General features: G+C 69.2%; 20 protein-coding genes. 4 read left to right on the forward strand and 16 right to left on the reverse strand.

Annotated features, from left to right (window positions below):
• Nucleotides 1-394: 394 nt before the first annotated feature.
• From FV234_RS01595 to thrC, 6 genes are all read right to left on the reverse strand, one after another.
• Nucleotides 395-1,324, reverse strand: coding sequence for a ferredoxin--NAD(+) reductase (locus tag FV234_RS01595; protein WP_187273547.1), 930 nt, complete (start codon nt 1,322-1,324; stop codon nt 395-397).
• Between the two features lie 34 nt (nt 1,325-1,358).
• Nucleotides 1,359-1,730, reverse strand: coding sequence for a hypothetical protein (locus FV234_RS01600; RefSeq protein ID WP_246686099.1), 372 nt, complete (start codon nt 1,728-1,730; stop codon nt 1,359-1,361).
• A 312-nt stretch (nt 1,731-2,042) separates the two neighbouring features.
• Entirely contained in the window at nt 2,043-2,474 is a 432-nt protein-coding gene (locus FV234_RS01605; protein ID WP_187273548.1) for a DUF805 domain-containing protein, read from the reverse strand.
• Nucleotides 2,475-2,641: 167 nt separating this feature from the next.
• On the reverse strand, nt 2,642-5,512 hold the full coding sequence (locus tag FV234_RS01610) for an EAL domain-containing protein (RefSeq protein WP_147827922.1): 2,871 nt from the start codon (nt 5,510-5,512) through the stop codon (nt 2,642-2,644).
• Between the two features lie 210 nt (nt 5,513-5,722).
• A complete protein-coding gene (locus tag FV234_RS01615) occupies nt 5,723-7,018 on the reverse strand; it encodes a pitrilysin family protein (protein WP_147763346.1) in 1,296 nt (431 codons plus the stop codon).
• A 115-nt stretch (nt 7,019-7,133) separates the two neighbouring features.
• Nucleotides 7,134-8,546, reverse strand: coding sequence for a threonine synthase (gene thrC, locus FV234_RS01620; protein ID WP_147827923.1), 1,413 nt, complete (start codon nt 8,544-8,546; stop codon nt 7,134-7,136).
• A gap of 187 nt (nt 8,547-8,733) precedes the next feature.
• On the opposite strand from thrC, the gene FV234_RS01625 reads away from it, so the two are divergent.
• Together FV234_RS01625 and FV234_RS01630 are read left to right on the forward strand one after the other, a co-directional pair.
• Entirely contained in the window at nt 8,734-8,961 is a 228-nt protein-coding gene (locus FV234_RS01625) for a hypothetical protein (protein WP_147750908.1), read from the forward strand.
• Nucleotides 8,958-9,236: a type II toxin-antitoxin system RelE/ParE family toxin gene (locus FV234_RS01630; protein ID WP_147827924.1), complete on the forward strand. Its 279-nt coding sequence runs from the start codon at nt 8,958-8,960 to the stop codon at nt 9,234-9,236. The genes FV234_RS01625 and FV234_RS01630 overlap by 4 nt, the downstream gene beginning before the upstream one ends.
• A 229-nt stretch (nt 9,237-9,465) precedes the next feature.
• Here the strand turns inward: FV234_RS01630 and FV234_RS01635 are convergent, their stop codons facing one another.
• The 9 genes from FV234_RS01635 to coxB all read right to left on the reverse strand — a co-directional run bounded on the left by FV234_RS01635 (nt 9,466) and on the right by coxB (nt 16,874).
• A complete protein-coding gene (locus FV234_RS01635) occupies nt 9,466-9,879 on the reverse strand; it encodes a DUF4864 domain-containing protein (protein ID WP_147750906.1) in 414 nt (137 codons plus the stop codon).
• Nucleotides 9,880-9,943: 64 nt separating this feature from the next.
• Complete coding sequence (locus tag FV234_RS01640) at nt 9,944-10,711, reverse strand: SURF1 family protein (protein WP_147827925.1); 768 nt, start codon at nt 10,709-10,711, stop codon at nt 9,944-9,946.
• Nucleotides 10,708-11,079, reverse strand: a complete 372-nt coding sequence (locus tag FV234_RS01645; protein ID WP_147827926.1) for a DUF983 domain-containing protein — start codon at nt 11,077-11,079, stop codon at nt 10,708-10,710. Before FV234_RS01645 ends, FV234_RS01640 begins: the two co-directional genes overlap by 4 nt.
• Nucleotides 11,080-11,233: 154 nt before the next feature.
• Nucleotides 11,234-12,091 (reverse strand): cytochrome c oxidase subunit 3, encoded by an 858-nt coding sequence (locus FV234_RS01650; RefSeq protein WP_147750903.1) that lies wholly within the window; start codon nt 12,089-12,091, stop codon nt 11,234-11,236.
• 185 nt (nt 12,092-12,276) lie between these two features.
• A complete protein-coding gene (locus FV234_RS01655) occupies nt 12,277-12,879 on the reverse strand; it encodes a cytochrome c oxidase assembly protein (protein WP_147763342.1) in 603 nt (200 codons plus the stop codon).
• Nucleotide 12,880: 1 nt separating this feature from the next.
• The gene (locus FV234_RS01660; protein WP_147725195.1) at nt 12,881-13,060 is read right to left on the reverse strand and encodes a hypothetical protein; all 180 of its coding nucleotides are present in this window, start codon (nt 13,058-13,060) and stop codon (nt 12,881-12,883) included.
• Nucleotides 13,060-14,004 (reverse strand): heme o synthase, encoded by a 945-nt coding sequence (locus FV234_RS01665; RefSeq protein WP_147763357.1) that lies wholly within the window; start codon nt 14,002-14,004, stop codon nt 13,060-13,062. The genes FV234_RS01660 and FV234_RS01665 overlap by 1 nt, the downstream gene beginning before the upstream one ends.
• Nucleotides 14,005-14,332: 328 nt before the next feature.
• The gene (gene ctaD / locus FV234_RS01670) at nt 14,333-15,961 is read right to left on the reverse strand and encodes a cytochrome c oxidase subunit I (RefSeq protein WP_147750901.1); all 1,629 of its coding nucleotides are present in this window, start codon (nt 15,959-15,961) and stop codon (nt 14,333-14,335) included.
• A gap of 76 nt (nt 15,962-16,037) precedes the next feature.
• Complete coding sequence (gene coxB / locus FV234_RS01675) at nt 16,038-16,874, reverse strand: cytochrome c oxidase subunit II (RefSeq protein WP_147750900.1); 837 nt, start codon at nt 16,872-16,874, stop codon at nt 16,038-16,040.
• 329 nt (nt 16,875-17,203) lie between these two features.
• Between coxB and fdhD the strand changes: the two genes are divergently transcribed.
• Complete coding sequence (fdhD, locus tag FV234_RS01680; protein ID WP_147763340.1) at nt 17,204-18,049, forward strand: formate dehydrogenase accessory sulfurtransferase FdhD; 846 nt, start codon at nt 17,204-17,206, stop codon at nt 18,047-18,049.
• 9 nt (nt 18,050-18,058) lie between these two features.
• Here fdhD and FV234_RS01685 read toward each other — a convergent pair whose 3' ends face one another.
• On the reverse strand, nt 18,059-19,060 hold the full coding sequence (locus FV234_RS01685) for a hypothetical protein (RefSeq protein WP_147827927.1): 1,002 nt from the start codon (nt 19,058-19,060) through the stop codon (nt 18,059-18,061).
• A 757-nt stretch (nt 19,061-19,817) separates the two neighbouring features.
• Between FV234_RS01685 and gltB the strand changes: the two genes are divergently transcribed.
• Nucleotides 19,818-24,518, forward strand: coding sequence for a glutamate synthase large subunit (gltB, locus tag FV234_RS01690; RefSeq protein WP_147827928.1), 4,701 nt, complete (start codon nt 19,818-19,820; stop codon nt 24,516-24,518).
• The last annotated feature ends 13 nt before the right edge of the window (nt 24,519-24,531 follow it).

The following is a 24,531-nucleotide window of genomic DNA, read 5'->3' on the forward strand; positions in this document are numbered from 1 at the left end:
AGGGGCGGCTTTCGCGCGCAAGCTCGGTGCGAGCGGTAGGGGTCCACATCGGCGATCCAGGGTGAGCGTCAGACACTCTCCCAACGCCCGCGACACCTGCCGCTCACCCCATTATGAAACGGGGTCTAAGCGCGGCTTCGCCGGTTTCGATCCTGGGTCGGGGCGGACGGCCTCCTCAACCGTGCAGGTCGCACGCGGGTCCCCTCTCCCGAGCGGGAGAGGGGCAGGGTGAGGGACGAGAACCGTCCGGAGAGGTCACGCCCCTCACTCCAACCCTCTCCCCATGGGAGAGGGAGCCGCGCGGTGCTTCGAGCGATCCTTCCGGGACCGTTGCGCGGCGATGCGTGAAACACCGCGGCCCGAAAGCGTCAAACAAGGCGGCGCGGCGCGCGGTCTACGCGTCGACCAGAACCGGGTAGCAGCGCGCGCCGACGGCGGCGGCCAGCACCTGCACGGCGCCGACGGTCGAGCTGTCGCCGGCCACGTGCACCACGTCGGTGGCTCGGAGCGCCGGAAGGTGGGCGGTGAGCGGGCCCGGCCGCACGTCCGGCGGTCGCTGGCGGCTCCGGTCGGCGCTGAGCACGATGCGCCCGACGCCGGTGGCCCGCAGCCATTCCAGGCTCTCGCGCATGTAGAGGTCGAGGGGATCGCGCGCGCCGACGACGACGCACATGTCGCGGGTCGGCTCGATGTAGCGCGCCGCCCGGGCGATCGACCAGATCTGGCCGAAACCGCAGCCGGCGGAGACGAGGACGAGGCGCCCGCCGCCGGGGCGGTACTGGGCTCGCCCGACCGGTCCGCGGACCTTCACGTCGGCGTGCAGCGGCAGCGAGTCGGCGAGCGACCAGCCGTCCTCGTCCCGCGCGAGGTGGAACACGAGCTCGTTCAGCTCCGCCGAGCCGTCGACGCGCAGGGTCGGGCACAGGGTGCGCAGGCCGACGCCGTCGAGCGCGAGGGCGACCTGGGCGCCGGGGCCGAGCGGCAGGTCCTTGTTCACGGTGACGACCAGCTCGATCACGTGTGTGGTCAGCGCGCGGACGTCGGTGACGGTGCCCGTGCGCATCGCGACCGCAGGCGCCGGTTCCTCGGCCTGCGCGAGGATCGCGGGGCCGGCGGGCAGGGCCAGCCGGATCGGGTCGGTGCGCTCGCGCCGGCCCGGCACGCGGCGCGCGCCCGGGCTTGCGCCCTGTCCCGGCACGGCGGCGCCGTGGGTGGCCTGGGCGTAGGCGATCATCCCGTCTTCGACGGCCGCATCGAGCGGGGTGTCGCCGGTGGCGACGCGCACGGACTTGCCGTTGACGACGAGCGAGCAGCGCGCGCTCATGGTCGTCTCCCGAATGTCATGAGGATGGCAGCGATCAGCGCGCGGACATCAGGAGGCGGTCGACCATCCCGGCCCAGCGCTCGCGGGTGGCGCGCGCTTCCGCGCCGATCGGCTCCGGCTCGACGTACTGTTCCATCCGGGCGCGAAGCGAGGCGGCTTCGGCCCGCTCGGCCATCAGGATCGCCTTCATCACGGCCATCTCGGCCTGGAGACGCTCGACGACGTCCTCCTCGACCTCGTCATCGAAGTCCGCATCCTCGGCCTCGACGGCTTCGAGGGCGGCCTCGTCCGCGATCGTCTCGGAAAACGAAGCCTCGGCGCGCCGCTCGAACGCGGTCGGGGTGGGCATCGCCGCGACCATGTGCGGCGGGTCGAGGCGGATCGGGCGCGCGATCAGCCGGCGCACCACATCGGATCCGCTCGTCTCGCGAAACCGCCTTGCCGCTTCGGCCATCACTGTTCTCCAGCACGCAGGGGGCACGCCGTGCGCCCCGCCATTTCTCCACACAACCTTGCGTCGGCATGGTTAAGGGAGGTTTAAATGGCATGCGGAACCGGTCACGTCGGCCGCCTTTCGACAGGCGCACGCGGCGCCCATTTGGCGACCGAGACACGACGAGCGCCCATCCCCGAGGAACCCGGGAGCGGACGCGCGTCTTCCTCGCGAATCGCTTCGCAGTCCGGCATCCGGCCCCTTCGAAGCGGCGGTCGCGCGGCGTCAGATCGCCGGCGACAGGCCCGTCGGGGCGGCGAGGCTGCGGCCGCGCGGATCGGGACCGAAATTGTTCGGGCCGACGGTGCCGCCGAGGAACCCGGTCTCGATGAAGTACCAGATGTTGGCCAGCGGCACGAGCGACAGCAGCACCCACACGCCGGGCTTGTTGCGGTCGTGGTAGCGCTTGATCCCGAGGCAGACCGACGACCAGACGATGAAGACCGTGGTGAGCAGGTTCAGGACCAAGAACGGGACCGCGTTGGCGCCGTTGACCGAGAAGCCTTCGCCCGCGCCGGCCTCGTTCGGGATCGCCTGAGCCAGGGCGTAGTTCAACGCCGCCGCGACGAGCATGGCACCGAAGACCGAGACGATGACGCCCTTCCAGAAGGTCCCGCGGCCGATCCGGCCTTCGGCGGAGAAGAGTAGTTTTTTCATGATGTTCGCAGCCCTGTCGGCAACCCGGCCACGCATGGTGCTGGGGGATCGGCCGGTGGTCGAGCGTTAGGGCGCGGCGCCGACGCGTTCAACGCGAACCGCAGCCTTGGGACGGTTGGGCAAGAGATCGGGACGCCACGACAAGCGCCCTGTGGATCGAATTTAGATCAGGCCGCTTCCGGTGCCGCGCCGACGAGCTGGCGGGCCTGGAGCATCGTCATCGGCTCGCCGAAGGCGTAGCCCTGAGCGTAGTCGCAGCCGAGTATGGCCAGGGCCTGGGCGTCGGCTTCCGACTCGGCACCCTCGGCAACGATGGCGAGGTTCAGCTCGTTGGCCATCCGCACGATCGAGCGCAGGATCGCGGTCTTGCCCGACGCCATCTGGCGCACGAAGGATTGGTCGATCTTGATCGTGTCGAACGGGAAGCGCTGGAGATAGGACAGCGCCGAATAGCCGGTGCCGAAGCCGTCGAGGGAGAGCCCTGCGCCGAGGTCGTGGATGCGGGTCAGCATCTGGGCGGCGTATTCCGGGTTCTCCATTACCAGGCTTTCGGTGAGCTCGAGCTTCAGCGAGCCCGGGATCACGCCCGAGCGGGCGAGCACCGTCTTCACGTCGTGCAGTAGGTCGTGCCGCAGCAGCTGGCGCGAGGAGACGTTGACCGAGGCAAAGATCGGCGGGTCGACCTCGAGCGAGCGCTGCCAGGCCGCGAGTTCGAGCGCGGTGCGTTCCAGGGCGAAGATGCCGAGGTTCACGACGAAGCCGCTCTCCTCCGCCACCGGCATGAAGGTAGCCGGCGGGATGCGGCCGAGCTTCGGGTGGTCCCAGCGCAGGATCGCCTCGAAACCCGCCACCGTGCGGTCCTCCAGGCGGACCACCGGCTGGAACAGCACCTTCATCTCGTTGCGTTCCAGCGAACGGCGCAGGTCGCTCTCCAGCATCAGCCGGTCCGAGCGCTCCGCACGCATGTCGGCGCGGAACACGTCGATGCGGTCGCCGCCGCCGCGCTTGGCCTGGACCATCGCCGTCTCGGCGTTCTTGAACACCTCGTCGCGCTTCAGGCTGGCGCCGGTCTCGTGCAGCGCCAAGCCGATCGAGACGGTGAGGAAGATCTCGCGGTCGGCATAGGTGATCGGCGTCGCGATGGCGCGGCGGATCATCTCGGCGAAGGCCAGGATGCGGTCGGATTCGCGCTCCGACAGGAGGATGACCGCGAACTCGTCGCCGGCCACTCGCGCCAGCGTGTCCTGCGGCCGCAGCAGGCGCCCGAGCCGGCGCGACAGGGTGAGCAGGATCGAATCGCCGGCCGAGAGGCCGATCGCGTCGTTGATGCCCTTGAATCGGTCGATGTCGAGGACGATCACCGTCGGCTTCAGGCGCGGGTCCTGGCTTGCGAAGGCGAGCGCCGCGTCGAGCCGGTCGCCGAACAGCTCGCGATTGGGCAGGCCGGTCAGGCTGTCGTGCACGGCGTCGTGCAGCAGGCGCTCCTCGGCGGTCTTGATCTCGGTGACGTCGGCGATGGTGCCGACGATGCGGATGACCTCGCCGTCGTTGCCGATCACGGGGCGCGCCTTGAGGCGATACCAATAGTAGGCCCCGCCGGTGGTGCGCAGGCGGAAGTCGTGCACGATGCGACCGCGGCGCTCCTCGATCATGGTGTCGAGGGTCGCCGAGTAGCGCTCGATGTCGAACGGGTGGAGCAGCCCGAGCCAGTTCGCCGCCGGGCCTTCGAGCGCCCCACGCTTGAGGCCGAGCTGGACCTCGATCTCCTGGCCGGCGAAGACGCGGTCGCCCGGCACGTCCCAGTCGAACACCACGTCGCCGGCGCCGGTGAGCGCCAGCGCCCGCCGCTCGGTGTCGGAGACCAGGGCGTGGGTGAGACCGCCGCCGGCGAAGGCGTGCTGCATCACCGTGAAGCCGATCAGCATGACGATCAGCACCAGGCCGCCGATCAGCGCGGGCTGGGTCAGCTCGCTGCCGATCTGTCCGATCACCGCGAAGCCCGCGGCGGTGACCCAGACCACCAGAAGCGTCCAGGTCGGGACGAGCAGGATGGCGCGGTCGTAGCCGTTGTGGGCGGCAAGGTACGCGATCAGCAGCAGCCCGACGCCGGCCACCGCCGCGATCGAGATGCGCGCCACGCCCGCCGCCACCGGCGGATCGAACAGGGCCAGCCCGACGAGGCCGGCGAGGAAGGTCAGCCAGAAGAACGCCACGTGGCTGTAGCGCACGTGCCAACGCGAAAGGTTGAGGTAAGCGAACAGGAACACCAGCAGGGTCGCCGCCAGCACCGCCTCGGCGGAGGCGCGGTAGACCCGCTCGGCCAGCTCGGTGACCGGAAAGACCCGCTGCAGGAAGCCGAAGTCGATGCAGGCGTAGGCCAGCACCGACCACGCCAGGGCGGCGGCCGCGGGGAAGATGATCGCGCCCTTGACCACGAAGACGATCGTCAGGAACAGCGCCAGCAAGCCGCTGATGCCGATGATGATTCCCTTGTACAGCGTCAGCCCGGCGGCCTTCTTGCGGTAGGCGTCCTGATCCCAGAGGTGCACCTGCGGGATGTTGGGGCCGCGCAGCTCGGCGACGTAGGTGATCGTCGTGCCGGGATCGAGGGTGATGACGAACTCGTCCGCCTCGGGGTTCTCGTTGCGCTCGGGCCGGATGCCCTGGCTCGCGGTGATCGCGGCGATGCGCGAGCCGCCGAGATCGGGCCAGACCACGCCGGAATCGACCAGCCGGAAGTGCGGCGCCACGAGGATGCGCTCGATCTGCTCGTCGGTGTCGTTGGTGAGCGCGAACACCATCCAGTCGGGCCGCGCGCCGGCATCGCGCGCCTTCACGACGATGCGGCGGACGATGCCGTCCTTGCCGGGCGCCGTGGAGATCTGGATCAGGTCGCCGTCCGAGCGGTAACGCTCGATCGCCGTGGTCAGGTCGATGACCGGCGCGTCGAGGGTGACCCGCACCGCCTCGACGGCCCGCGCGGAACCGCTGAACAGAAGGCCGCCGAGGAGTGCGAGGGAGAGGGCGAGGATGCGCAACGGGCGAGTGTTCCGGCCGGGTACGGCGGCGAGTACGGCTCAGGTTCCGCGCAGTGGTAGAGGCGGGATTAACCGTGAGCAAGGCGGCTGAGGCCCGGCGGCCGGCGTCACCCACCGCTGGTATGCGCGATCGTCCGGGCCGCAGATCGCCCGCTTTTGCGGCTAAAACAAGTTTCGGGACGCTCCTGAGGGGGGCGTCCCCGGCCGCGTTCAGGCGGCGCGTAAAGCCGCGGTGATCCGGTCGAGGGACGGCAGCTTCTTGATCGGGCCGATGGCGGCGAGCGTCGGCGCGCCCGCGAGGACCGCTCGGCCCGCCGCGCGCACGTGGTCCACCGTCACGGCGTCGACCTTGGCGATCACTTCGTCCGCCGGGATCACCCGGCCCCAGGCGAGGATCTGGCGGGCGTTGCGCTCGATCCGGCCGCCCGGCGTCTCCAGCGCGGAGAGCAGCGAGACCTTCAGCTGCGCCTTGGCCCGGGCGATCTCGACGGTGTCGAGGTCGCGGGCGGCCCGCGCGGTCGCCTCCAGCGTCACCTCGACGAGCTCGGGCAGGTCCGCGCCGGAGGTCGCCGCGCCGATGCCGAACAGGCCGCAATCGGAGAACGGCCAGTGGAAGGCCTGGATCTCGTAGGCGAGGCCGCGGGTCTCGCGCACCTCCTGCCACAGCCGCGAAGTCAGCCCGCCGCCGAGCACCTGCGAGAACATGTGAAGGGCGTAGTAGGCCTCGTCGCGGAACGACAGGCCGGGCAGGCCGATCACGAGGTTGGCCTGCTCGAGCTTCTTCGGCATGCGCCGCTCGCCGCCGCCGTAGGTTCCCGGGATCGCCTCGGGCGCCGCCGCCTTCGCCATGCCGCCGAAATGGCGCTCGGCCGACGCCACGAAGGCCTCGTGCTCGACGGCGCCGGCGGCGGCCACCACGAAGCGGTCGGGGGTGTATTCGCGGGCGAGGTAGGCGCGGATGCCGGCCTCGTCGAAGCTCTTGATCGTCTCGGGCCGGCCGATGATCGGGCGGCCGATCGGCTGGTCGGGGAACGCGGCCTCGGTGAAGGCGTCGTAGACCACGTCGTCCGGCGTATCCTCGATCCCGGCATGCTCCTGAAGGATCACCCCCTTCTCGCGGGCGAGCTCGCCCGCGTCGAACACGGAATCGGTCAGGATGTCGCCGAGCACGTCGAGCGCGGTGCCGACATCCTCGCCGAGCACCCGCGCCGTGTAGCTCGTGCCTTCGGCCGAGGTCGCGGCGTTGATCTCGCCGCCGAGGTTCTCGATGTCCTCGGCGATGGCGCGGGCCGAGCGCGTGCGCGTGCCCTTGAACGCCATGTGCTCGATGAGGTGGCTCAGGCCGCTCTCGTCCGGACGCTCGTGGCGCGATCCGGCCCCGACCCAGACGCCGAGCGTCGCGGTGGCGACGCCGGGCATCGCCTCCGTCGCGACGGTGACGCCGTTGTCCAAGGTGGTGATGCGCAGGCCCGGCGAGGCGGCGTGTGTGGCGAAGTGCTGGTTCATCGTTGTTGCCCTCGATGCAGACGCCTCAAGGGCGTTCCGGCGCACCGGCGCCGATGCGCATTCGCGCTTGCCGACGGTTTCCCGTCGGAGTGGCCGACCGAATCCTGCCCGTCGTTCATGCGCTCCTCGTGATGCGAGCGCGATCCCGGATCAGGGCCTCGACCTCGGCCTGGTCGTTGCCCACTCGTGTCATGCGCTCCGGCCGGTCCATCAGGTCGGCGAGGTGCGGGGGGAGGGCGGGGCGCAGGCCCCCGGTGGCGCGGCTCACCGCGTCGGGGAACTTCGCGGCATGCGCCGTGGCCAGCGCGACGACCGGCGTCGCCGGGTCCCGCTTCAGCAGGCGGCGGGCGGCGCGTACGCCGATGGCGCTGTGGGGGTCGAGCACCATGCCGGTGGCAGCATGGGTCTGGGCGATCTCGTCCATCACGTCGGGCTCGGACACGGCGGTGGCGTCGAACTCCGCCCGCACCGCAGAGAGCACCGCGTCGTCGAGGGTGAAGCCGCCGGACTGCTTCAGGCCCGCCATCAGCCGGCCGAGGGCGGACGCATCGCGGCCGAGCGCCTCGAACAGAAGCCGCTCGAAGTTCGAGGAGATCTGGATGTCCATCGAGGGCGAGGTGGTCGCGTGGACGCCGCGCAGCTCGTAGGCGCCGTGCTCCAGGGTGCGCGCCAGGATGTCGTTGGCGTTGGTGCCGATCATCAGGCGCTCGATCGGCAGCCCCATGCGCTTGGCGACCCAGCCCGCCAGCACGTCGCCGAAATTGCCCGTCGGCACCGAAAACGACACCCTGCGGTGCGGCGCGCCGAGCGCCACCGCGCTGGTGAAGTAGTACACCGCCTGCGCCGCGACCCGGGCCCAGTTGATCGAGTTCACGCCCGAGAGCTTCACCGCGTCGGCGAAGTCGCCGTGCTGGAACATGGCCTTCACCATGTTCTGGCAGTCGTCGAAGTTGCCGTCGACCGCGAGCGCGTGGACGTTGGGCGCGTCGACCGAGGTCATCTGTCGACGCTGCACCTCCGACACGCGGCCGTGCGGGAACAGGATGAAGACGTCGACCTGGTCGAGCCCGCCGAAGGCTTCGACCGCGGCGCTGCCGGTGTCGCCCGAGGTCGCGCCGACGATGGTGGCGCGGCTGCCGCGGGCGCGGAGCACGTGGTCCATCAGGCGCCCGAGCAGCTGCATCGCCACGTCCTTGAACGCGAGCGTCGGGCCGTGGAAGAGCTCGAGCAGGAACAGGTTGTCGTCGAGCTGGGTCAGCGGGCAGATCGCCGGGTGGCGGAAGGTGGCGTAGGCCTCCTCGATCATCCGATCGAGGTCGGCGTCGGCGATCTCGCCGTCGATCAGGGGGCGCAGCACCAGCTTGGCGGCGTCGGCGTAGCGCTTGCCCGCGAGCCCCGCGATTTCCGGTTTCGTGATCGTCGGCCACGCCTCGGGCACGTAGAGCCCGCCGTCGCGGGCGAGCCCGGCGAGCAGGGCATCGGAAAACGAGAGCGGCGCGGCGGATCCGCGGGTCGAGACGTGCAGCACGGGGGCCTCCGGGGAAGGCGCCCCCTCTACACGATCGGTTCGGGCCTGTCGAAACGGGGTCGGCCACAGATCGCCCTCGGCTTTCGCGGCCGCCTGAGAAGGATCGCGCTCGCGATGGCCGACCGAGCCTGTGGCGACGCCATCGATTCCGCTTTTGCCGTCCGCCGATTCCGTCCATCGTGCGAGCATGACGGATCTCCTTGAAAAGGCGGTGGCCACCGCGCGCGGGCTTTCCCCCGAGATGCAGGACGAGGTCGCGCGGGTGGTGCTGGCCTTCGTCGGCGACGACACGGCCGTTTATCGGTTCACGCCTGAGGAAACTGCGGGACTGGACGAATCCGAGCGGGCCGCCGACCGCCCCGAGTTCGCCACGGATGCCGAGGTGCGCGCCATCTGGGCCAAGCACGGCCTGTGAGGCTGCGTTTCACCCTTCCAGCCGCACGTCAGCTCGACCGCATCCTGACGACGATCGGCGAGCAGCATCCGACCGGCGCGCACAACGTGCAGGAACGTATCCGCGCCGTGATCGATGTGTTGCAGCAACAACCCAAGGCCGGCGCCGCGACGGCTCGCCCAGGGGGGCGGCGGATGGTCGTGCGGCCCTATTCCTATGCCGTCGCCGACCGCATCGGGGACGACGAGATCGTCATCCTCGGCGTCCGCCACACGGCTCGGCGGCCTCTCGCCTGAACCGAGGGAGGATCGCAGACGGCGATTCGCCGTTCGGAAACTCACTGGCACCACTGCGTCATCCCGGAGCCGCGCAGCGGAGCCCTGGATCCAGAACCACAGGTCGAGCAGGACTTTCCACCATCGGCGGTTCTGGATTCCAGGCTCGCCTATGGCGACCCGGAATGACGGTGTCGTGCCTTCTGCAAGCGCCCTGCAGGATCGAGGGCTCTACGCAGGCCGTCGCCGTTCAGGCGTTCGTGCCCTCGGCCTTCATCAGCCGGCAGCCGCTGATGCGCCATTGGCCGTCCGCGCCGCGCTCGAGGCTGTAGACGGCGGTCCAATCGATGCCGTCCTCGTCCTGGATCGCCACGTCCTGCGACAGGGCGCCGTCGCCGAGGTCGAGCAGCTTGCCGAAGACGAAGCTGCGGTGGCGGTAGACCGGGCGGTAGCTGTTGCGGACCATGCCGAGGAACACGTCCGCGGTCGGGAACATGCCCTGGATCGACGGCGCCGCCTGAGCGTAGGCGGTGGTGGCGTCGTCGCGCACCAGCGCTTCGGCCTGGCGCGTGATGGTCGCACGCGCTGCGTCACGCGCGCCGTCGTCGGCCGCGTGCGCCGGCGTCAGTGCGAAGGCGAGAAACAAGGCGAGCCAGCAGCGCATCGGGGACCACTCCGCCATCGAACGCGGCGAGTGTAGCCGGCCTCACCGCCGCCGCAAGTGCGACTCAGGCGGCAGGCGGCTCGAGCTCGTGCAGGCGCTTCCAGGCGAAAACGGAAAAGACACCGAGCAGGCAGGCGGCGATGCCGAACCAAGTGAAGGCGTATTGCAGGTGGTTGTTCGGCAGGTCGACCCGGAGCTGCCCGCCGCGCGGCCAGGTCTTGCTCCCGGGGGTGGCGTCGACCTCGATCAGGTAGGGCGTGGCGTCCGGGAACCCGCGCGCGGCGGCGATGCCGGGCACGTCGCGGTTGAACCACTCGTTGCGCACGGGGTCCGGCGCCGGCACGAACATCGTCCTCGGCTCGCTTCCGCGCAGCAGGCCGACGATGGTGGTCTCGCCTTCGACCAGCCCGTCGCGACGGTCGGCCTGGTCCTTCAGCTCGGTCGGCACGAAGCCGCGGTTGACCAGCACGATCGCGCCGTCGTCGCGCCGGAACGGCGTGATCACGTAGTAGCCCTGCAGCGCCCGGCCCGGCGTCTCACCGGCCGCGAGCCCGTGCACCAGGGTCTCGCGGTCGTTGAGGAAGCGCCCGGCGACGCGGACGTGCTCGAACTCGTCGCGCGTGGGGTTCCAGTCGGCGGGCGTCGTCACCGGTTCGGCCTGCGAGCGCGAGACGATGCGGGCGATCAGCGCCTCCTTCTCGCCCTTGCGCTCGAGCTGCCACACGCCGAGCCAGAGCAGGATCGCCAGGGCGATCAGCGTCGCGAGCGCCGGGGGGAACAGATCGCGGATCGCGCCGGGGCGCGTGCGCGGGGCGGTCTCGGCCGCGGTCACAGCTCGAAGCGCCCCTGCTCGGCCTTGTTCGCATATTGCAGGGCGAGGAGCATGCCCTTCAGCGGGCGTACCAGAAGGAGGCTCAAGCCTACGGAGAGCGATCCCGCCACGAGGCCGTGGACCCACATCGGCGGCTGGTAGGTGATCTCCATCCAAAGGGCGAGGCCGACCACGAAGATGCCGACGATCGACATCACAAAGAAGGCCGGGCCGTCGCCGGAATCGAACATCCCATAATCGAGGCCGCAGGCTTCGCAGGAGGGGGCGACGGTGAGGAAGCCCTTGAACAGGTGGCCTTCGCCACAGCGGGGGCAGCGGCCCCGCAGGCCGGTCGAGATCGGGGCTTGTGGCGTGTAGGTCCGGGCCAAGCTCAGGTTCCTTGCATGAGGTGAGGCCCCCCGGCGACGAACGATACGTCGGCCTCCACCACGATATGGGGTCTTGGATACGAAAAAGGGCGGCCTGAGCCGCCCTTCCACGCAATCCCGCCCTGCGTCACAGGGGATCGAGGCCCGGTCGCGGTCAGTGGGCCGCGTGGCCGGCGCCCGAACCCCAGACGTAGATGGCGGCAAACAGGAACAGCCACACCACGTCGACGAAGTGCCAATACCAGGCGGCGAACTCGAAGCCGAGGTGCTGCTTGACCGTGAACTGGCCGAGATAGGCGCGGTACAGGCAGATCCCGAGGAAGATCGTGCCGATGAGGACGTGCGCACCGTGGAAGCCCGTCGCCATGAAGAAGGTCGAGGAGTAGATGCTGCCGGCGAAGCCGAAATGCGCGTGGCCGTACTCGTAGGCCTGGCACGCGGTGAACAGCACGCCGAGGATGACGGTGAGCCACAGGCCGTACTTCAGACCCTTGCGATCGTCGTGCAGCAGGGCGTGGTGTGCCCAGGTCACCGTCGTGCCCGAGGTGAGCAGGATCAGCGTGTTGAGCAGCGGCAGGTGCCAGGGGTCGAAGGCCTCGATGCCCTTCGGCGGCCAGACGCCGCCGGTGAAGCCGACGCGAGAAGCCTGGATCGGGTCGGCGGTGTAGAGCGCCGCCTCGAAGTAGGCCCAGAACCAAGCGACGAAGAACATCACCTCGGAGGCGATGAACATTATCATGCCGTAGCGGTGGTGAAGCTGCACCACGCGTGTGTGGTCGCCGTGGTTGGCCTCGTGGACCACGTCCTTCCACCACGAGAACATGGTGTAGAGCACGCCGAGCGTGCCGGCGCCGAAGATGTAGGGGCCCGGGGTGAGCGTGCCGATCTGCAGGCTCTTCATCCAGAACACGGCGCCGAAGGCCATCACGAAGCCGGAGAAGGCGCCGATGAGCGGCCAAGGGCTCGGTGCAAGGATGTGGAAGTCGTGATTCTTGGCGTGCGCCTCGGCCATCTTACCCGTCTCTCCTCGACCCCGTCGGTCCTGCGCCGTCGCCGGCTCGCGGTCCGTGTACTCTAATACGCCGAATTCGGGCCGTTCGACCCGTCCGGTCTGCCCGCACCCTTAGCGGAGGCGGGCGCGTGTTGTCACGCTTCCCGCGTGGGGAAAACCGGGTGCGCCCGGAAATCCGCGCGCAGTCAGAAGTCGCGCTTCGTGCCGGTGGTGCCCGTGGCGGCGACTGACGCCGGAATCGGCTCACCGTTCTTCGACGCGAAGTAGGTGTAGGACAGCGTCATCTCCGAAAGGTGCGCCGTGTTCGAATCCTTGCGCACTTCGGGGTCGATGTAGAACACCACCGGCACGTCCAGGGTCTCGCCCGGCTGCAGCGTCTGCTCCTTGAAGCAGAAGCACTCGATCTTGACGAAGTAGCTGCCCATCAGGCCGGGTTGGACGTTGAAGGTGGCGACGCCGGTGGAGGGCGTCGCGCCGGTGTTCTTCACCTGGAAGAACACCGTCTTGGTCTCGCCGAGTCGCGCCTCGACGCGACGCGATTCCGCCTTGAACCGCCACGGCAGCGAGGCCGACACGTTGGTGTCGAAGTGTACGACCATGCTGTCGTCGGTCGAAACGCCGGCCGTGAGCGCCGGCCCTTGGCGCGGCGTGCCGTCGTAGCCGGTCGCCTTACAGAACGCGTCGTAGAGCGGCACCGACGCGAAGGCGAGGCCGATCATGCCGACAGCCATGCCCGCGCATGCGAAGGCGGTGCGCAGCATCGTCCGGTTCGGGTTCGGCATGCTCATTCTACAGCGGCCGGTTCAGGATTTGCGGTCCGAGCTTGGCGATCGTCAGGACGAAGAACAGCAGCACCATGGCGCCGAGCGCCAGGGCGATCGCGATCGAACGCTTGCGTCGGCGCGCCTCCTCCTCGGGGGTGAGGGGGCGCATCTCGATCTTGGGGAAGCCGTGCGGATCGTATTCCATCAGGCGAAGACCGGGCGGAACAGGCCGAGGCTCTGCTCGGCGAGCAGCGCCGAGAATAGCACGAACAGGTAGAGGATCGAGAAGCCGAACATCCCCATCGCGGCCTTCTTCTCCGCCTCGCCCTCGCGGTTGCGGTAGACCTGCACGCTGAAGGCGAGCATCCCGAGGCCGCCGACCACGGCGACCACCGCGTAGAGCAGGCCGGCAAAGCCGATCCAGACCGGCACGAGGCCGAGCGGCGCGAGCAGCAGCGTGTAGTAGATGATCTGGCGGCGGGTCGAGGTCGGGCCGGCGGTGTTCGGCATCATCGGGATGCCGGCCTTGGCGTACTCACCAGCCTTCACCAGGGCGAGCGCCCAGAAGTGCGGCGGCGTCCAGATGAAGATGATCGCGAACAGGACCAGCGACTCGATGCCGACCGAACCGCTGACGACCGCCTGGCCGATCACCGGGGGGAGGGCGCCGGCCGCACCGCCGATGACGATGTTCTGCGCGGTCGCCCGCTTCAGCCACATCGAGTAGATCACCGCGTAGAACACGATGGTGAAGGCGAGCAGGCCCGCCGAGAGCCAGTTGGCGGCGAGCCCGAGTACCATCACCGAGCCGACCGAGAGCACTAGGCCGAAGGCCAGGGCCTCGTTCGGCTGGATGCGGCCGTCGGGGATCGGGCGCTTGGCGGTGCGCGTCATGATCGCGTCGATGTCGGCGTCCCACCACATGTTGAGGCAGCCCGACGCGCCCGCGCCGATCGCGATCATCAGCAGCGAGATCACGGCCACGGCCGGCGGGACGTGGCCGTGCGACACGACCATGCCGACCAGCGCGGTGAAGATCACCAGCACCATCACCCGCGGCTTCAGGAGAGCGAAATAGTCCGGCACGTCGCCGCCGACGACGGGGACCGGCGGCACTCCGACGGGCATGCTGTTCGACAGGGTGGTCATGGACACCGCAACCATTCTGCTTTTCGCACTCAAGCCCGCGCGGCGGGAGCGCTCGTTCCGCCGCGGGTAGACGCGAACCGGAACAGGTCCAAACGTCCGGGCAAGGCTCACCCGGAAAAGGGGGGATCCCGCCGAGCTTCGCTCAGACGGGACCGTCGCACCGCCCTTGCCGGGACCCTTCGCGGGAAAGGTCCGGGGAAGGGCGGGGGCTGCAAGCGCAGCCCCCGCGATGGTCGTCGATTCCGCTTACGCGAAACCCACTTCGTTTCCAGTTGGTCGCGTTTTCTTCACGTGAGCCGGATTCCACCTCACTCGAAAACGCTTCCGATCAGTGGTGGCCCGGCTCGTCGACGATGCGGGGCAGCGTCTCGAACTGGTGGAAGGGCGGCGGCGAGGACAGCGTCCACTCCAACGTGGTCGCACCGGGACCCCAGGGGTTGTCCGCAGCCCGCTCCTTCGAGCGGAAGGCGAGGATCACGCCGATGACGAACACCATCATGCCGAGGCCGAAGATGTGGCCGCCGTAGGTCGAGACCTTGTGCCAGCCGGCGAAGGCCTCCGGGTAGTCGGCGTAACGACGCGGCATGCCGGCGAGACCGAGGAAGTGCATCGGGAAGAACAGGACGTTCGCGCCGATGAAGGCCAGCCAGAAGTGCAGCTTTCCGGCCCACTCGGGGATGATGTGGCCGGTCATCTTCGGGAACCAGTAGTAGATACCCGCGAAGATGATGAACACGGCGCCGAGCGAGAGCACGTAGTGGAAGTGCGCGACGACGTAGTAGGTGTCGTGCAGGTACTTGTCGACAGCCGAGTTCGCGAGCACGACGCCGGTGACGCCGCCGACCGTGAACAGGAAGATGAAGCCCACCGCCCAGTGCATCGCCGCGGTGAAGCGGATCGAGCCGCCCCACATCGTCGCGATCCAGGAGAAGATCTTCACGCCGGTGGGCACCGCGATGACCATGGTGGCGAAGACGAAGTACGATTGCGTCTGCAGCGACAGGCCCACCGTATACATGTGGTGCGCCCACACGACGAAGCCGACGACGCCGATCGCGACCATCGCGTAAGCCATCGCGAGGTAGCCGAAGACGGGCTTGCGCGAGAACGTGGCGATGATGTGCGAGACGATGCCGAAGGCCGGCAGGATCATGATGTACACTTCGGGGTGACCGAAGAACCAGAACAGGTGCTGGTACAGGATCGGATCGCCGCCGCCGGCCGGGTCGAAGAAGGTGGTGCCGAAGTTGCGGTCGGTGAGCAGCATGGTGATCGCGCCGGCGAGGACCGGGAGCGACAGCAGCAGCAGGAAGGCGGTGACGAGCTCGGCCCAGGCGAAGAGCGGCATCTTGTGCAGCGTCATGCCGGGGGCGCGCATGTTCAGGATCGTGGTGATGAAGTTGATCGCCCCGAGGATCGAGCCGGCGCCGGACAGGTGCAGCGCGAAGATCGCGAAATCGACGGCCGGGCCGGGGTGGCCCGCGGTCGAGAGCGGCGGGTACACGGTCCAGCCGGTGCCGGCGCCGGACGCGCCGGGCGCGCCCTCGACGAACAGCGAGCAGATCAGGCTGCAGAAGCCCGCCACCGTCAGCCAGAACGAGACGTTGTTCATGCGCGGGAAGGCCATGTCCGGCGCGCCGATCATCAGCGGGACGAACCAGTTGCCGAACCCGCCGATCAGGGCCGGCATCACCATGAAGAACACCATGATGAGGCCGTGGCCGGTCACGAACACGTTGTAGGTCTGCGGATTGGAAAAGTACTGGAGACCGGGCGCCTCCATCTCCATCCGGATGCCGAAGGATAGGAACGCGCCGATCATGCCCGCGCAGAACGCGAACAGCAGGTAGAGCGTGCCGATATCCTTGTGGTTCGTGGAGAGGAACCAGCGGGCGAAGAAGGAAGGTTTGTGGTCGTGGGCCTCGTGGGCCCCTGCATGCGCTGCGGCGGTTGCCATCTGAGCTGAGCCTTGTGCGTGTCTCTCGAGATCTCGGTGGGTCGGGCCGGCGCGGTGCTGGCCCGAGGCGCGCCCTCTATCGGGCGTCGGCGAACTTGGACCCGTCGTCGATGCGGGCGTACTTGGTCTTCGCCTCGCCGAGCCAGGCCGCGTAGGCCTCGTCGTTCACGACGCGCACGACGATCGGCATGTAGGCGTGGCGCTGGCCGCAGAGCTCGGAGCACTGGCCGTGATACGTGCCCTCGCGGTCGGCCTTGAACCAGAACTGGTTGAGGCGGCCCGGCACGGCGTCGATCTTGAAGCCGAAGGACGGCATCGCCCACGAGTGCATCACGTCGGCGGCGGTGACCTGGATCTTCACGATCTTGTTCACCGGCACGACCATCTCGTTGTCGGCCTGGAGCAGGCGCGGCTGCTTGTCCTCGTCGATGTTGGCATCGAACGAGAAGCCGCCGCCCTGGTCTGCGGGGTACTCGTAGGACCAGTACCAGGCGTGGCCGGTCACCTTGATCATCACGTCGGACTTCGGATCCGAGAGCTGAACGCGCAACAGGCGGAACGAGGGGATTGCGACGGCGACGAGGATCAGCACCGGGACGATCGTCCAGGCCACCTCGATCAGGGTGTTGTGGGTGGTCTTCGAGGGCGTCGGGTTCCGCTTCTCGCTGAAGCGGTAGATGCACCACAGGATCAGTCCGAGCACGAACACGCAGATCGCGAGCGAGAGCCAGTGCACCCACGACTCGAACTGGAGGATGTCGCGCGCGTTCTCGGTGACCGGAACCTGGCGGGTCATCTGCCAGGGCTCGGGCTGGCCGATGCCGGCGGCCAGGGCCTGCGACGACGTCAGGAGCAACGCGCCGAACGCGGCGAGCCCCCTCTTGGAGCGGTGTTTCGTCTGCGCCGTCCGCATGTGCCTCTCGTGGCTCCCCTTGGTCACGTTACGCTCCGTCGACCGCCCGCGTCTTGCTTGTACGAGGCCCGCGGTGTCGTCCGGCGGAGTTGGACGCCCTGTCGGCGCGATGCCCGGGTATCCGATCGCGGTGTCAGACCACAAGGTCGTGCAAGGTGCAACCGCACAAGCGTCGCATCGCACGCTTTCCGGATGCGCCGCAGCACCACCGAAAGCATCGCCGCAGGGGCCGGAAGCATTCATGAAGCGGGGGCAGCATCGCCGCAGGCGCGGTCCGGGTCGCCGCCTGCTATGAGGCGGATGCGGAGGCGATCGGCGGGACCAGCGGAATGGCGGACGGAATGCGGACCGGGCGGAGCAGACCGGAGACGGCGGTGCGGGTGGCGACGCGCGTCGTCGCCTACGCCGCGCCGGAGCCGCGCGAGGGCGAGCGTGCGCTCGCCGTCGAGATGCCGGTCAACCTCGTCTACGGAAGCGTGCCCTACGCGGTGATGATGGCGACGCCCGCCGATCTCGAGGATTTCGCCTACGGCTTCAGCCTCACCGAGGGCATCGTCGCCTCGGCCGACGAGATCCGCGGCGCCGCGGTCGAGCGGGGCGAGGGCGGGCTACGGTTGCTGGTGGACCTCGCGCCGGGCCGGCTGCGCGAGCACCTCGCCCGCAAGCGCGCGATCAGCGGGCGCACCGGCTGCGGCGTCTGCGGGATCGAGGACCTCGCCGCCCTGCCGCGGGCGGAGACGCGCGACGCGTCCACCGCCGTGAGCGTCCGGCCGGAGGCGATCGCGCGCGCTCTGTCCGACCTCGGTGACGCCCAGGCGCTCGGGCGCGAGACGCGCGCGGTGCATGCGGCGGCCTGGGCAGGTCTCGACGGCAGCCTCGTGGCTGTGCGGGAAGATGTCGGCCGGCACAACGCCCTCGACAAGCTGATCGGCGCGCTGATCCGCGCAGGCACCGACCCGGCCGAAGGTTTCCTGGTGATCACCAGCCGCTGCTCGTTCGAGATGGTCGAGAAGGCGGCGCATTTCGGCGCGTCGGTCCTGGTCGCGATCTCGGCGCCGACCTCGCTCGCCATCGACCGGGCCCGCCTCCACCGCATGACGCTCTGCGCCATCGCCCGCGCCGATTCGTTCACGGTCTTCTGCGGGGACGAGCGCCTGGGCGCCTGGGTAGCTTGAGGCTTCAGGTTACGGGGTCTGCGCATCCTTGTCGGGCGCACCCGGCACCAGGGTCGCGCCGCCGATGACGCGGACGTTGCGCTTGGTCTCGGGCGGGTTCTGCCAAGTCTGCTCGGCCGCCTTCGCAGCGGGGGGCTTTGCTTCCGCCGCCTTGGTCTCGGAAGCCTTGGTCTCGGAAGCCTTGGTCTCTGGGGATTTCGCCACCGTGCCGTCCGCGGGCGGCTGAACCGCTGCGGGCGTCGCGATGACGGCAGGCGCGGCCGCCTTCGGCGGCTCCGCCGTCGCGACGGGCGCTTCCGGCTTCGGCTCGGGTTTGGCGGCCTCCACCGGGCGCAGCTTCGGCACCTCGGGAACGGTGCGCGCCTGCGCTCTGCCTTCCGGGTTCTTGCCGTCGAGCGTCTTCCCGTCGAGCGTCCTACCGTCCGGCCCCCGGGTCGGGTTGCCGGTGCGTGCGAGCCGGCGCGGCGCCTCGACCGGCCCGCGGCGATCCGGGTTGATCCCGTGCGGGTTCGGCTCTGCAGGCGTGCGGCCGTAGGCGTCTGGTCCGCCCTCGGGCCGTACGAAGCCTGCGTCCGGCACAGGTCGGCGCGGGGGCACGCCGCGGCTCTCCGGCATCGGGATGTCGCCTGGCGGAAGAAGTCGCTCGGCCTGCCGCATCGGGCTCCGCGGCATCGCGTCCTCCTCGGTCCAGCCGTAGCCGGGGGCCGGGCGAGCGATCACCACCGGGCCGTCGTCGAGGCGCTGGCGGCCGAGGATCGCACCGTCTCGCGCGTCGACGAACAGGCGCACGCGGGCGCCGTTCGGGTTGAACGCCTCGACGACGTAGGCGCGGCCGTCGAAGCGCGGCCGGCTGATGCCGCTGAAGCCGCGCTCGCCCAGGCGCCAGGCTACCGCGCGGGGCGGCATGATCGCGTCGTCGAAGGCGTATTGCGCCTGCGCCGCGCCGGTGGCGCCGATCAGCAGGGCGCAGGCCGAGAGGCTCACGCGAAGACGACGATGGAATGGGTTCACGGCTGACATCCGGGTCACGCTCTCACAAATCGCCCGACCTCCTGCGGCGCTCGCCCCGCGCCGGGGAGTTTCGTCGAGGCCCGCCGACGATCCGGAGCGGGCCCCGCGCCGAAGGACCGCGTCCCGCGTGTCCTTCGGCCATTCCGGCAGGGTCGTTGCCCCGCATGCCGCTTGTGCTCGGCGTACGCCATTGACCGGACGATTCGGGCGCAATTGCGGGAGAATGCGGGCGCCAAGCGGCCGATTCCCGATGCAGTTCGACGGCGTTCGGTCGCTCCTGGCGCTGGGATCGAGCAGGGAAGGCGTGGGATGCGGCATCAAAACGCCGCTTTTGCCGGTGTGTGGGCCTTGCTGGAATATTTGAAATCTGCCAGTTTGCAGCGTTAGGACAGTATGACTGTCCCATTTCCGGTGGGCGCGCGCGATGGACGCCGCGCAGCGGGACCTAAGGGTCCGGGGTAGAGGGTTTCGGCACGTGATCATCGTGACGTCGAAACGAGATCTCAAGCCGGTCGCCGTCGAGGCGATCCGGGCCCACGCCGGCTGACATCGGGCCGGTGCGAGCCCGCGGGTTGCGGGCGCTTCCTCCACCGAGGACCCTCCCGAGACCCGACGAGACAAGATGACTGGCCCGGCCTCGCTTGAGTGTCGGGCATGAAACGTGCTCGCGTCGGCGGGCATGGACGTTCGGACGGGTCTGGTCGAACTTTTCGAACTTTCGGGGATGGTGGGCATGGCGGCTTTCGGGAATGCGGACATGACCGTGAGCGGAAACCTCGACGCGGACACCGCGCCGGCTTCGCGCGACGGCGTCGCGCCGCTCGTGGTGCGCGATCCGGCGATGCCGGTCGCCCAGGGTGCCTACGATCCGCGCAACGAGAAGGACGGCTGCGGCGTCGGCTTCGTCGCCGACATGCACGACCGGCGCACCCATGCCATCGTCGAGCAGGGCCTGAAGATCCTGGAGAACCTCGACCATCGCGGCGCGGTCGGCGCCGACCCGAAGATGGGCGACGGTTGCGGCATCCTCACGCAGATCCCGCACGCCTTCTTCGCCGAGGAGTGCTCGCGGCTCGGCTTCGAGCTGCCGCCGGCCGGCGACTACGCCATCGCGCAGCTGTTCATGCCGAAGGCCGAGGAGTCGCGCGCGATCATCGAATCCATCGTCGAGCAGTCGCTCGCCGCCGAGGGGCTTCCCCTGCTCGGCTGGCGCGACGTGCCGGTCGATCCCGAGGACCTCGGCGTCGCCGTGAAGGCGACCGAGCCGCATCACCGCCAGCTCTTCATCGGCCGCCCGGCCTCCGCGGCCGACGGCGACGCGTTCGAGCGGCGGATCTACGTCGCCCGTAAGGTGATTTCCGGCCGCGTCTACGGCCTGAAGGACCCACGGGTGATGGAGTTCTATCCCGTCTCCGTGTCGAGCCGGACCATCGTCTACAAGGGCATGGTGCTGGTGAACCAGCTCGGGAACTACTTCCTCGACCTGAAGGACGAGCGCTTCGTCTCGGCGATCGCCCTCGTGCACCAGCGCTTCGCCACCAACACCTTCCCGACTTGGCGCCTGTCGCACCCCTACCGGATGGTCGCGCACAACGGCGAGATCAACACGCTGCGCGGCAACGTGAACTGGATGGCCTCCCGCCAGGCGAGCGTCGATTCGGACCTGTTCGGCAACGACATCTCGAAGCTGTGGCCGATCTCCTACGAGGGCCAGTCCGACACCGCGTGCTTCGACAACGCGCTCGAGTTCCTCGTCATGGGCGGCTACCCGCTCGCCCACGCGATGATGATGCTCATCCCCGAGGCCTGGGCCGGCAACCCGCTGATGAGCGAGGAGCGGCGGGCCTTCTACGAGTACCACGCCGCGCTGATGGAGCCGTGGGACGGCCCGGCGGCGGTCGCCTTCACCGACGGCCGCCAGATCGGCGCGACCCTCGACCGCAACGGACTGCGCCCCGCCCGCTACATCGTCACCGACGACGGCCTCGTCGTGCTCGCCTCAGAAATGGGCGTGCTGCCGATCCCGGATGAGAAGATCGTCCAGTCCTGGCGCCTGCAGCCGGGCCGGATGCTTCTGATCGACCTGGAGAAGGGCCGCATCGTCGACGACGAGGAGATCAAGGGCGAGCTCGCGGCCGCGCACCCCTACGCCGACTGGGTGAAGAACACCCAGATCGTGCTGGAGGATCTCAAGCCCGTCACCGCTCGCGAGAGCCGCACCGACGTGTCGCTGCTCGATCGCCAGCAGGCGTTCGGCTACAGCCAGGAAGACCTCAAGCTGCTCATGGCGCCGATGGCCGTGACCGGCCAGGAGGCGGTCGGCTCCATGGGCACCGACACGCCGCTCTCGGCTTTGTCCGACAAGTCGAAGTCGCTCTACACCTACTTCAAGCAGAACTTCGCGCAGGTCACCAACCCGCCGATCGACCCGATCCGCGAGGAGGCCGTGATGAGCCTCGTCTCGTTCATCGGCCCGCGCCCGAACCTGCTCGACATGGAAGGCGCCTCCCGCCGCAAGCGCCTGGAAGTCCGCCAACCGATCCTGACCAACACGGACCTCGAGAAGATCCGCTCGATCGGCCATTTCGAGGACCGCTTCGACACAAAGACCCTCGACATCACCTATCCGGCCGAGACCGGCGCGGCGGCGATGAACGGCGCGCTCGACCGGCTCTGCGACCGCGCGGAAGTCGCGGTGCGCGGCGGCTACAACATCATCGTCCTGTCCGACCGCGCGGTCGGCCCCGATCGTATCCCGATCCCGGCGCTGCTCGCGACGGCGGCCGTGCACAACTACCTGATCCGCAAGGGGCTTCGCACCTCGGTCGGCCTCGTGGTCGAATCGGGCGAGCCGCGCGAGATCCATCACTTCGCCTGCCTGGCCGGCTACGGCGCCGAGGCGATCAACCCGTATCTCGCCTTCGAGACGCTGGTGGCGATGAAGCACGAGTTCCCGCCGGACCTCTTGGATGAGGAGATCATCTACCGCTACATTAAGTCGATCGATAAGGGCCTGCTGAAGGTCATGTCGAAGATGGGCATCTCGACCTACCAGTCCTATTGCGGCGCGCAGATCTTCGACGCGATCGGGCTGAACTCGGCCTTCGTCGCGCGCGACTTCTTCGGCACGGCGACGATGGTCGAGGGCGTCGGCATGGCCGAGATCGCCGAGGAGACCGTGCGCCGCCACGCCGACGCGTTCGGCGACGCGCCGATCTATCGCAACGCCCTCGACGTCGGCGGCGAGTACGCCTACCGGCTGCGCGGCGAGGCCCACACCTGGACCCCCGACACGGTCGCGACGCTGCAGCATGCGGTGCGTCTCGGCGTGCCCGAGCGCTACCGCGAATACGCCCGGCTGGTGAACGACCAGGAGCAGCAGCTCAAGACCCTGCGCGGCCTGTTCCGGATCAAGCTCGCCCCCGAGATCGGGCGCGAGCCGGTGGCGCTGGAGAGCGTCGAGCCGGCCTCCGAGATCGTCAAGCGCTTCGCCACCGGCGCGATGTCCTACGGCTCGATCTCGAAGGAGGCGCACGAGACGCTGGCCATCGCCCTGAACTCCTTCGGCGGACGCTCGAACTCGGGCGAGGGCGGCGAGGAGGTCGAGCGCTTCAAGCCGCTGCCGGACGGGCGCTCGCGCCGCTCGGCGATCAAGCAGGTCGCGTCGGGGCGCTTCGGCGTCACCACCGAGTACCTCGTCAACGCCGACATGATGCAGATCAAGGTCGCTCAGGGCGCCAAGCCCGGCGAGGGCGGCCAGCTGCCCGGCCACAAGGTCGACGCCAAGATCGCGAAGGTCCGCTACGCCACCCCGGGCGTCGGCCTGATCTCGCCGCCGCCGCACCACGACATCTACTCGATCGAGGATCTGGCGCAGCTGATCTACGACCTGAAGAACGTGAACCCGGCGGCCGACGTGTCGGTGAAGCTCGTCTCCGAGGTCGGCGTCGGCACGGTCGCCACCGGCGTCGCCAAGGCGCGGGCCGACCACATCACCATCTCGGGCTTCGACGGCGGCACCGGCGCGGCGCCGCTGACCTCGCTGAAGCACGCCGGCGGTCCGTGGGAAACGGGGCTGGCCGAGACGCAGCAGACGCTGGTGATGAACCACCTGCGCGGCCGCGTCGCGCTGCAGGCCGACGGCGGCATCCGCACCGGCCGCGACGTGCTGATCGCGGCGCTCCTCGGCGCCGACCAGTTCGGCTTCTCCACCGCGCCGCTGATCGCGGCCGGCTGCATCATGATGCGCAAGTGCCACCTCAACACCTGCCCGGTCGGCGTCGCGACGCAGGACCCGGTTCTGCGCAAGCGCTTCAAAGGCACGCCCGAGCACGTGGTGAACTACTTCTTCTACGTCGCCGAGGAGCTGCGCGAGCTGATGGCGGCGATGGGCTTCACCAAGCTCGAAGACCTCGTCGGCCGCTCGGACTTCCTCGACAAGGTCGAGGCGATCCAGCACTGGAAGGCGCGTGGACTCGACTTCTCGAAGTTGTTCCACCGGCCCGACGTCGGGCCGGACGTGGCGATCCGCTGGGTCGAGACGCAGAAGCACCCGATCGACGACGTCCTCGACCGGCGCCTGATCGCCGGCGCGCAGAACGCGATCGACACCGGCGAGCCGGTGGTCCTCCACGACGTGATCCGCAACTCCGACCGGACGGCGGGCGCGATGCTGTCGGGCGCCGTCGCCAAGGCGCACGGCCACGAAGGCCTGCCCGACGACACCATCGTGGTGAAGCTCGCCGGCACCGCCGGACAGAGCTTCGGCGCCTGGGTCGCGGCCGGCGTGACGATCGAGCTCACCGGCCACGGCAACGACTACGTCGGCAAGGGCCTGTCGGGCGGCAAGCTGATCATCCGGCCGAGCGATTCGCTCAAGGCGCCCGCCGACAGGACGATCATGGTCGGCAACACCGTGCTCTACGGCGCCATCGCCGGCGAGTGCTACATCCGCGGCTCGGCCGGCGAGCGCTTCGCCGTGCGCAACTCCGGCGCGATCACCGTGGTCGAGGGCATGGGCGACCATGGCTGCGAGTACATGACCGGCGGCGTCGTCGTGTCGATCGGCGAGACCGGGCGCAACTTCGCGGCCGGCATGTCCGGCGGCATCGCCTACGTGCTCGACGAGGACGGATCGTTCTCGGCCCGCTGCAACCTCTCGATGGTCGACCTCGAACCCGTCGAGGAGGAAGACGACCTGATGCGCCGCTTCCACCAGGACGGCGACCTCGAGACCAAGGGCCGCGTCGACATCCTCGCAGACATGTCGGGGCATGACGAGGAGCGCCTGTCGCAGCTCATCACCAACCACCTGAAGTACACGGGCAGCCCGCGCGCCAAGGCGATCCTCGAGGATTGGGCGGGCTACCGCACCAAGTTCGTCAAGGTGATGCCGGTGGAGTACCGCCGGGCGCTCCGCGAGATGGAGATGGCGCGGATGCCGGTGGCGGCGGAGTAAGGACCGTCGCTCT

The sequence above is a fragment of the Methylobacterium sp. WL8 genome, assembly GCF_008040045.1.
GTDB classification, from domain to species: domain Bacteria; phylum Pseudomonadota; class Alphaproteobacteria; order Rhizobiales; family Beijerinckiaceae; genus Methylobacterium; species Methylobacterium cerastii.

Coding starts and splice junctions, on each gene's coding strand:
- FV234_RS01595 (WP_187273547.1), bottom strand. CDS start 1,324: ATGAGCGCGCGCTGCTCGCTCGTCGTCAACGGCAAGTCCGTGCGCGTC.
- FV234_RS01605 (WP_187273548.1), bottom strand. CDS start 2,474: ATGAAAAAACTACTCTTCTCCGCCGAAGGCCGGATCGGCCGCGGGACC.
- FV234_RS01615 (WP_147763346.1), bottom strand. CDS start 7,018: ATGAACCAGCACTTCGCCACACACGCCGCCTCGCCGGGCCTGCGCATC.
- FV234_RS01625 (WP_147750908.1), top strand. CDS start 8,734: ATGACGGATCTCCTTGAAAAGGCGGTGGCCACCGCGCGCGGGCTTTCC.
- FV234_RS01635 (WP_147750906.1), bottom strand. CDS start 9,879: ATGCGCTGCTGGCTCGCCTTGTTTCTCGCCTTCGCACTGACGCCGGCG.
- FV234_RS01650 (WP_147750903.1), bottom strand. CDS start 12,091: ATGGCCGAGGCGCACGCCAAGAATCACGACTTCCACATCCTTGCACCG.
- FV234_RS01655 (WP_147763342.1), bottom strand. CDS start 12,879: ATGAGCATGCCGAACCCGAACCGGACGATGCTGCGCACCGCCTTCGCA.
- FV234_RS01660 (WP_147725195.1), bottom strand. CDS start 13,060: ATGGAATACGATCCGCACGGCTTCCCCAAGATCGAGATGCGCCCCCTC.
- FV234_RS01665 (WP_147763357.1), bottom strand. CDS start 14,004: ATGACCACCCTGTCGAACAGCATGCCCGTCGGAGTGCCGCCGGTCCCC.
- ctaD (WP_147750901.1), bottom strand. CDS start 15,961: ATGGCAACCGCCGCAGCGCATGCAGGGGCCCACGAGGCCCACGACCAC.
- coxB (WP_147750900.1), bottom strand. CDS start 16,874: ATGCGGACGGCGCAGACGAAACACCGCTCCAAGAGGGGGCTCGCCGCG.
- fdhD (WP_147763340.1), top strand. CDS start 17,204: ATGGCGGACGGAATGCGGACCGGGCGGAGCAGACCGGAGACGGCGGTG.
- gltB (WP_147827928.1), top strand. CDS start 19,818: ATGACCGTGAGCGGAAACCTCGACGCGGACACCGCGCCGGCTTCGCGC.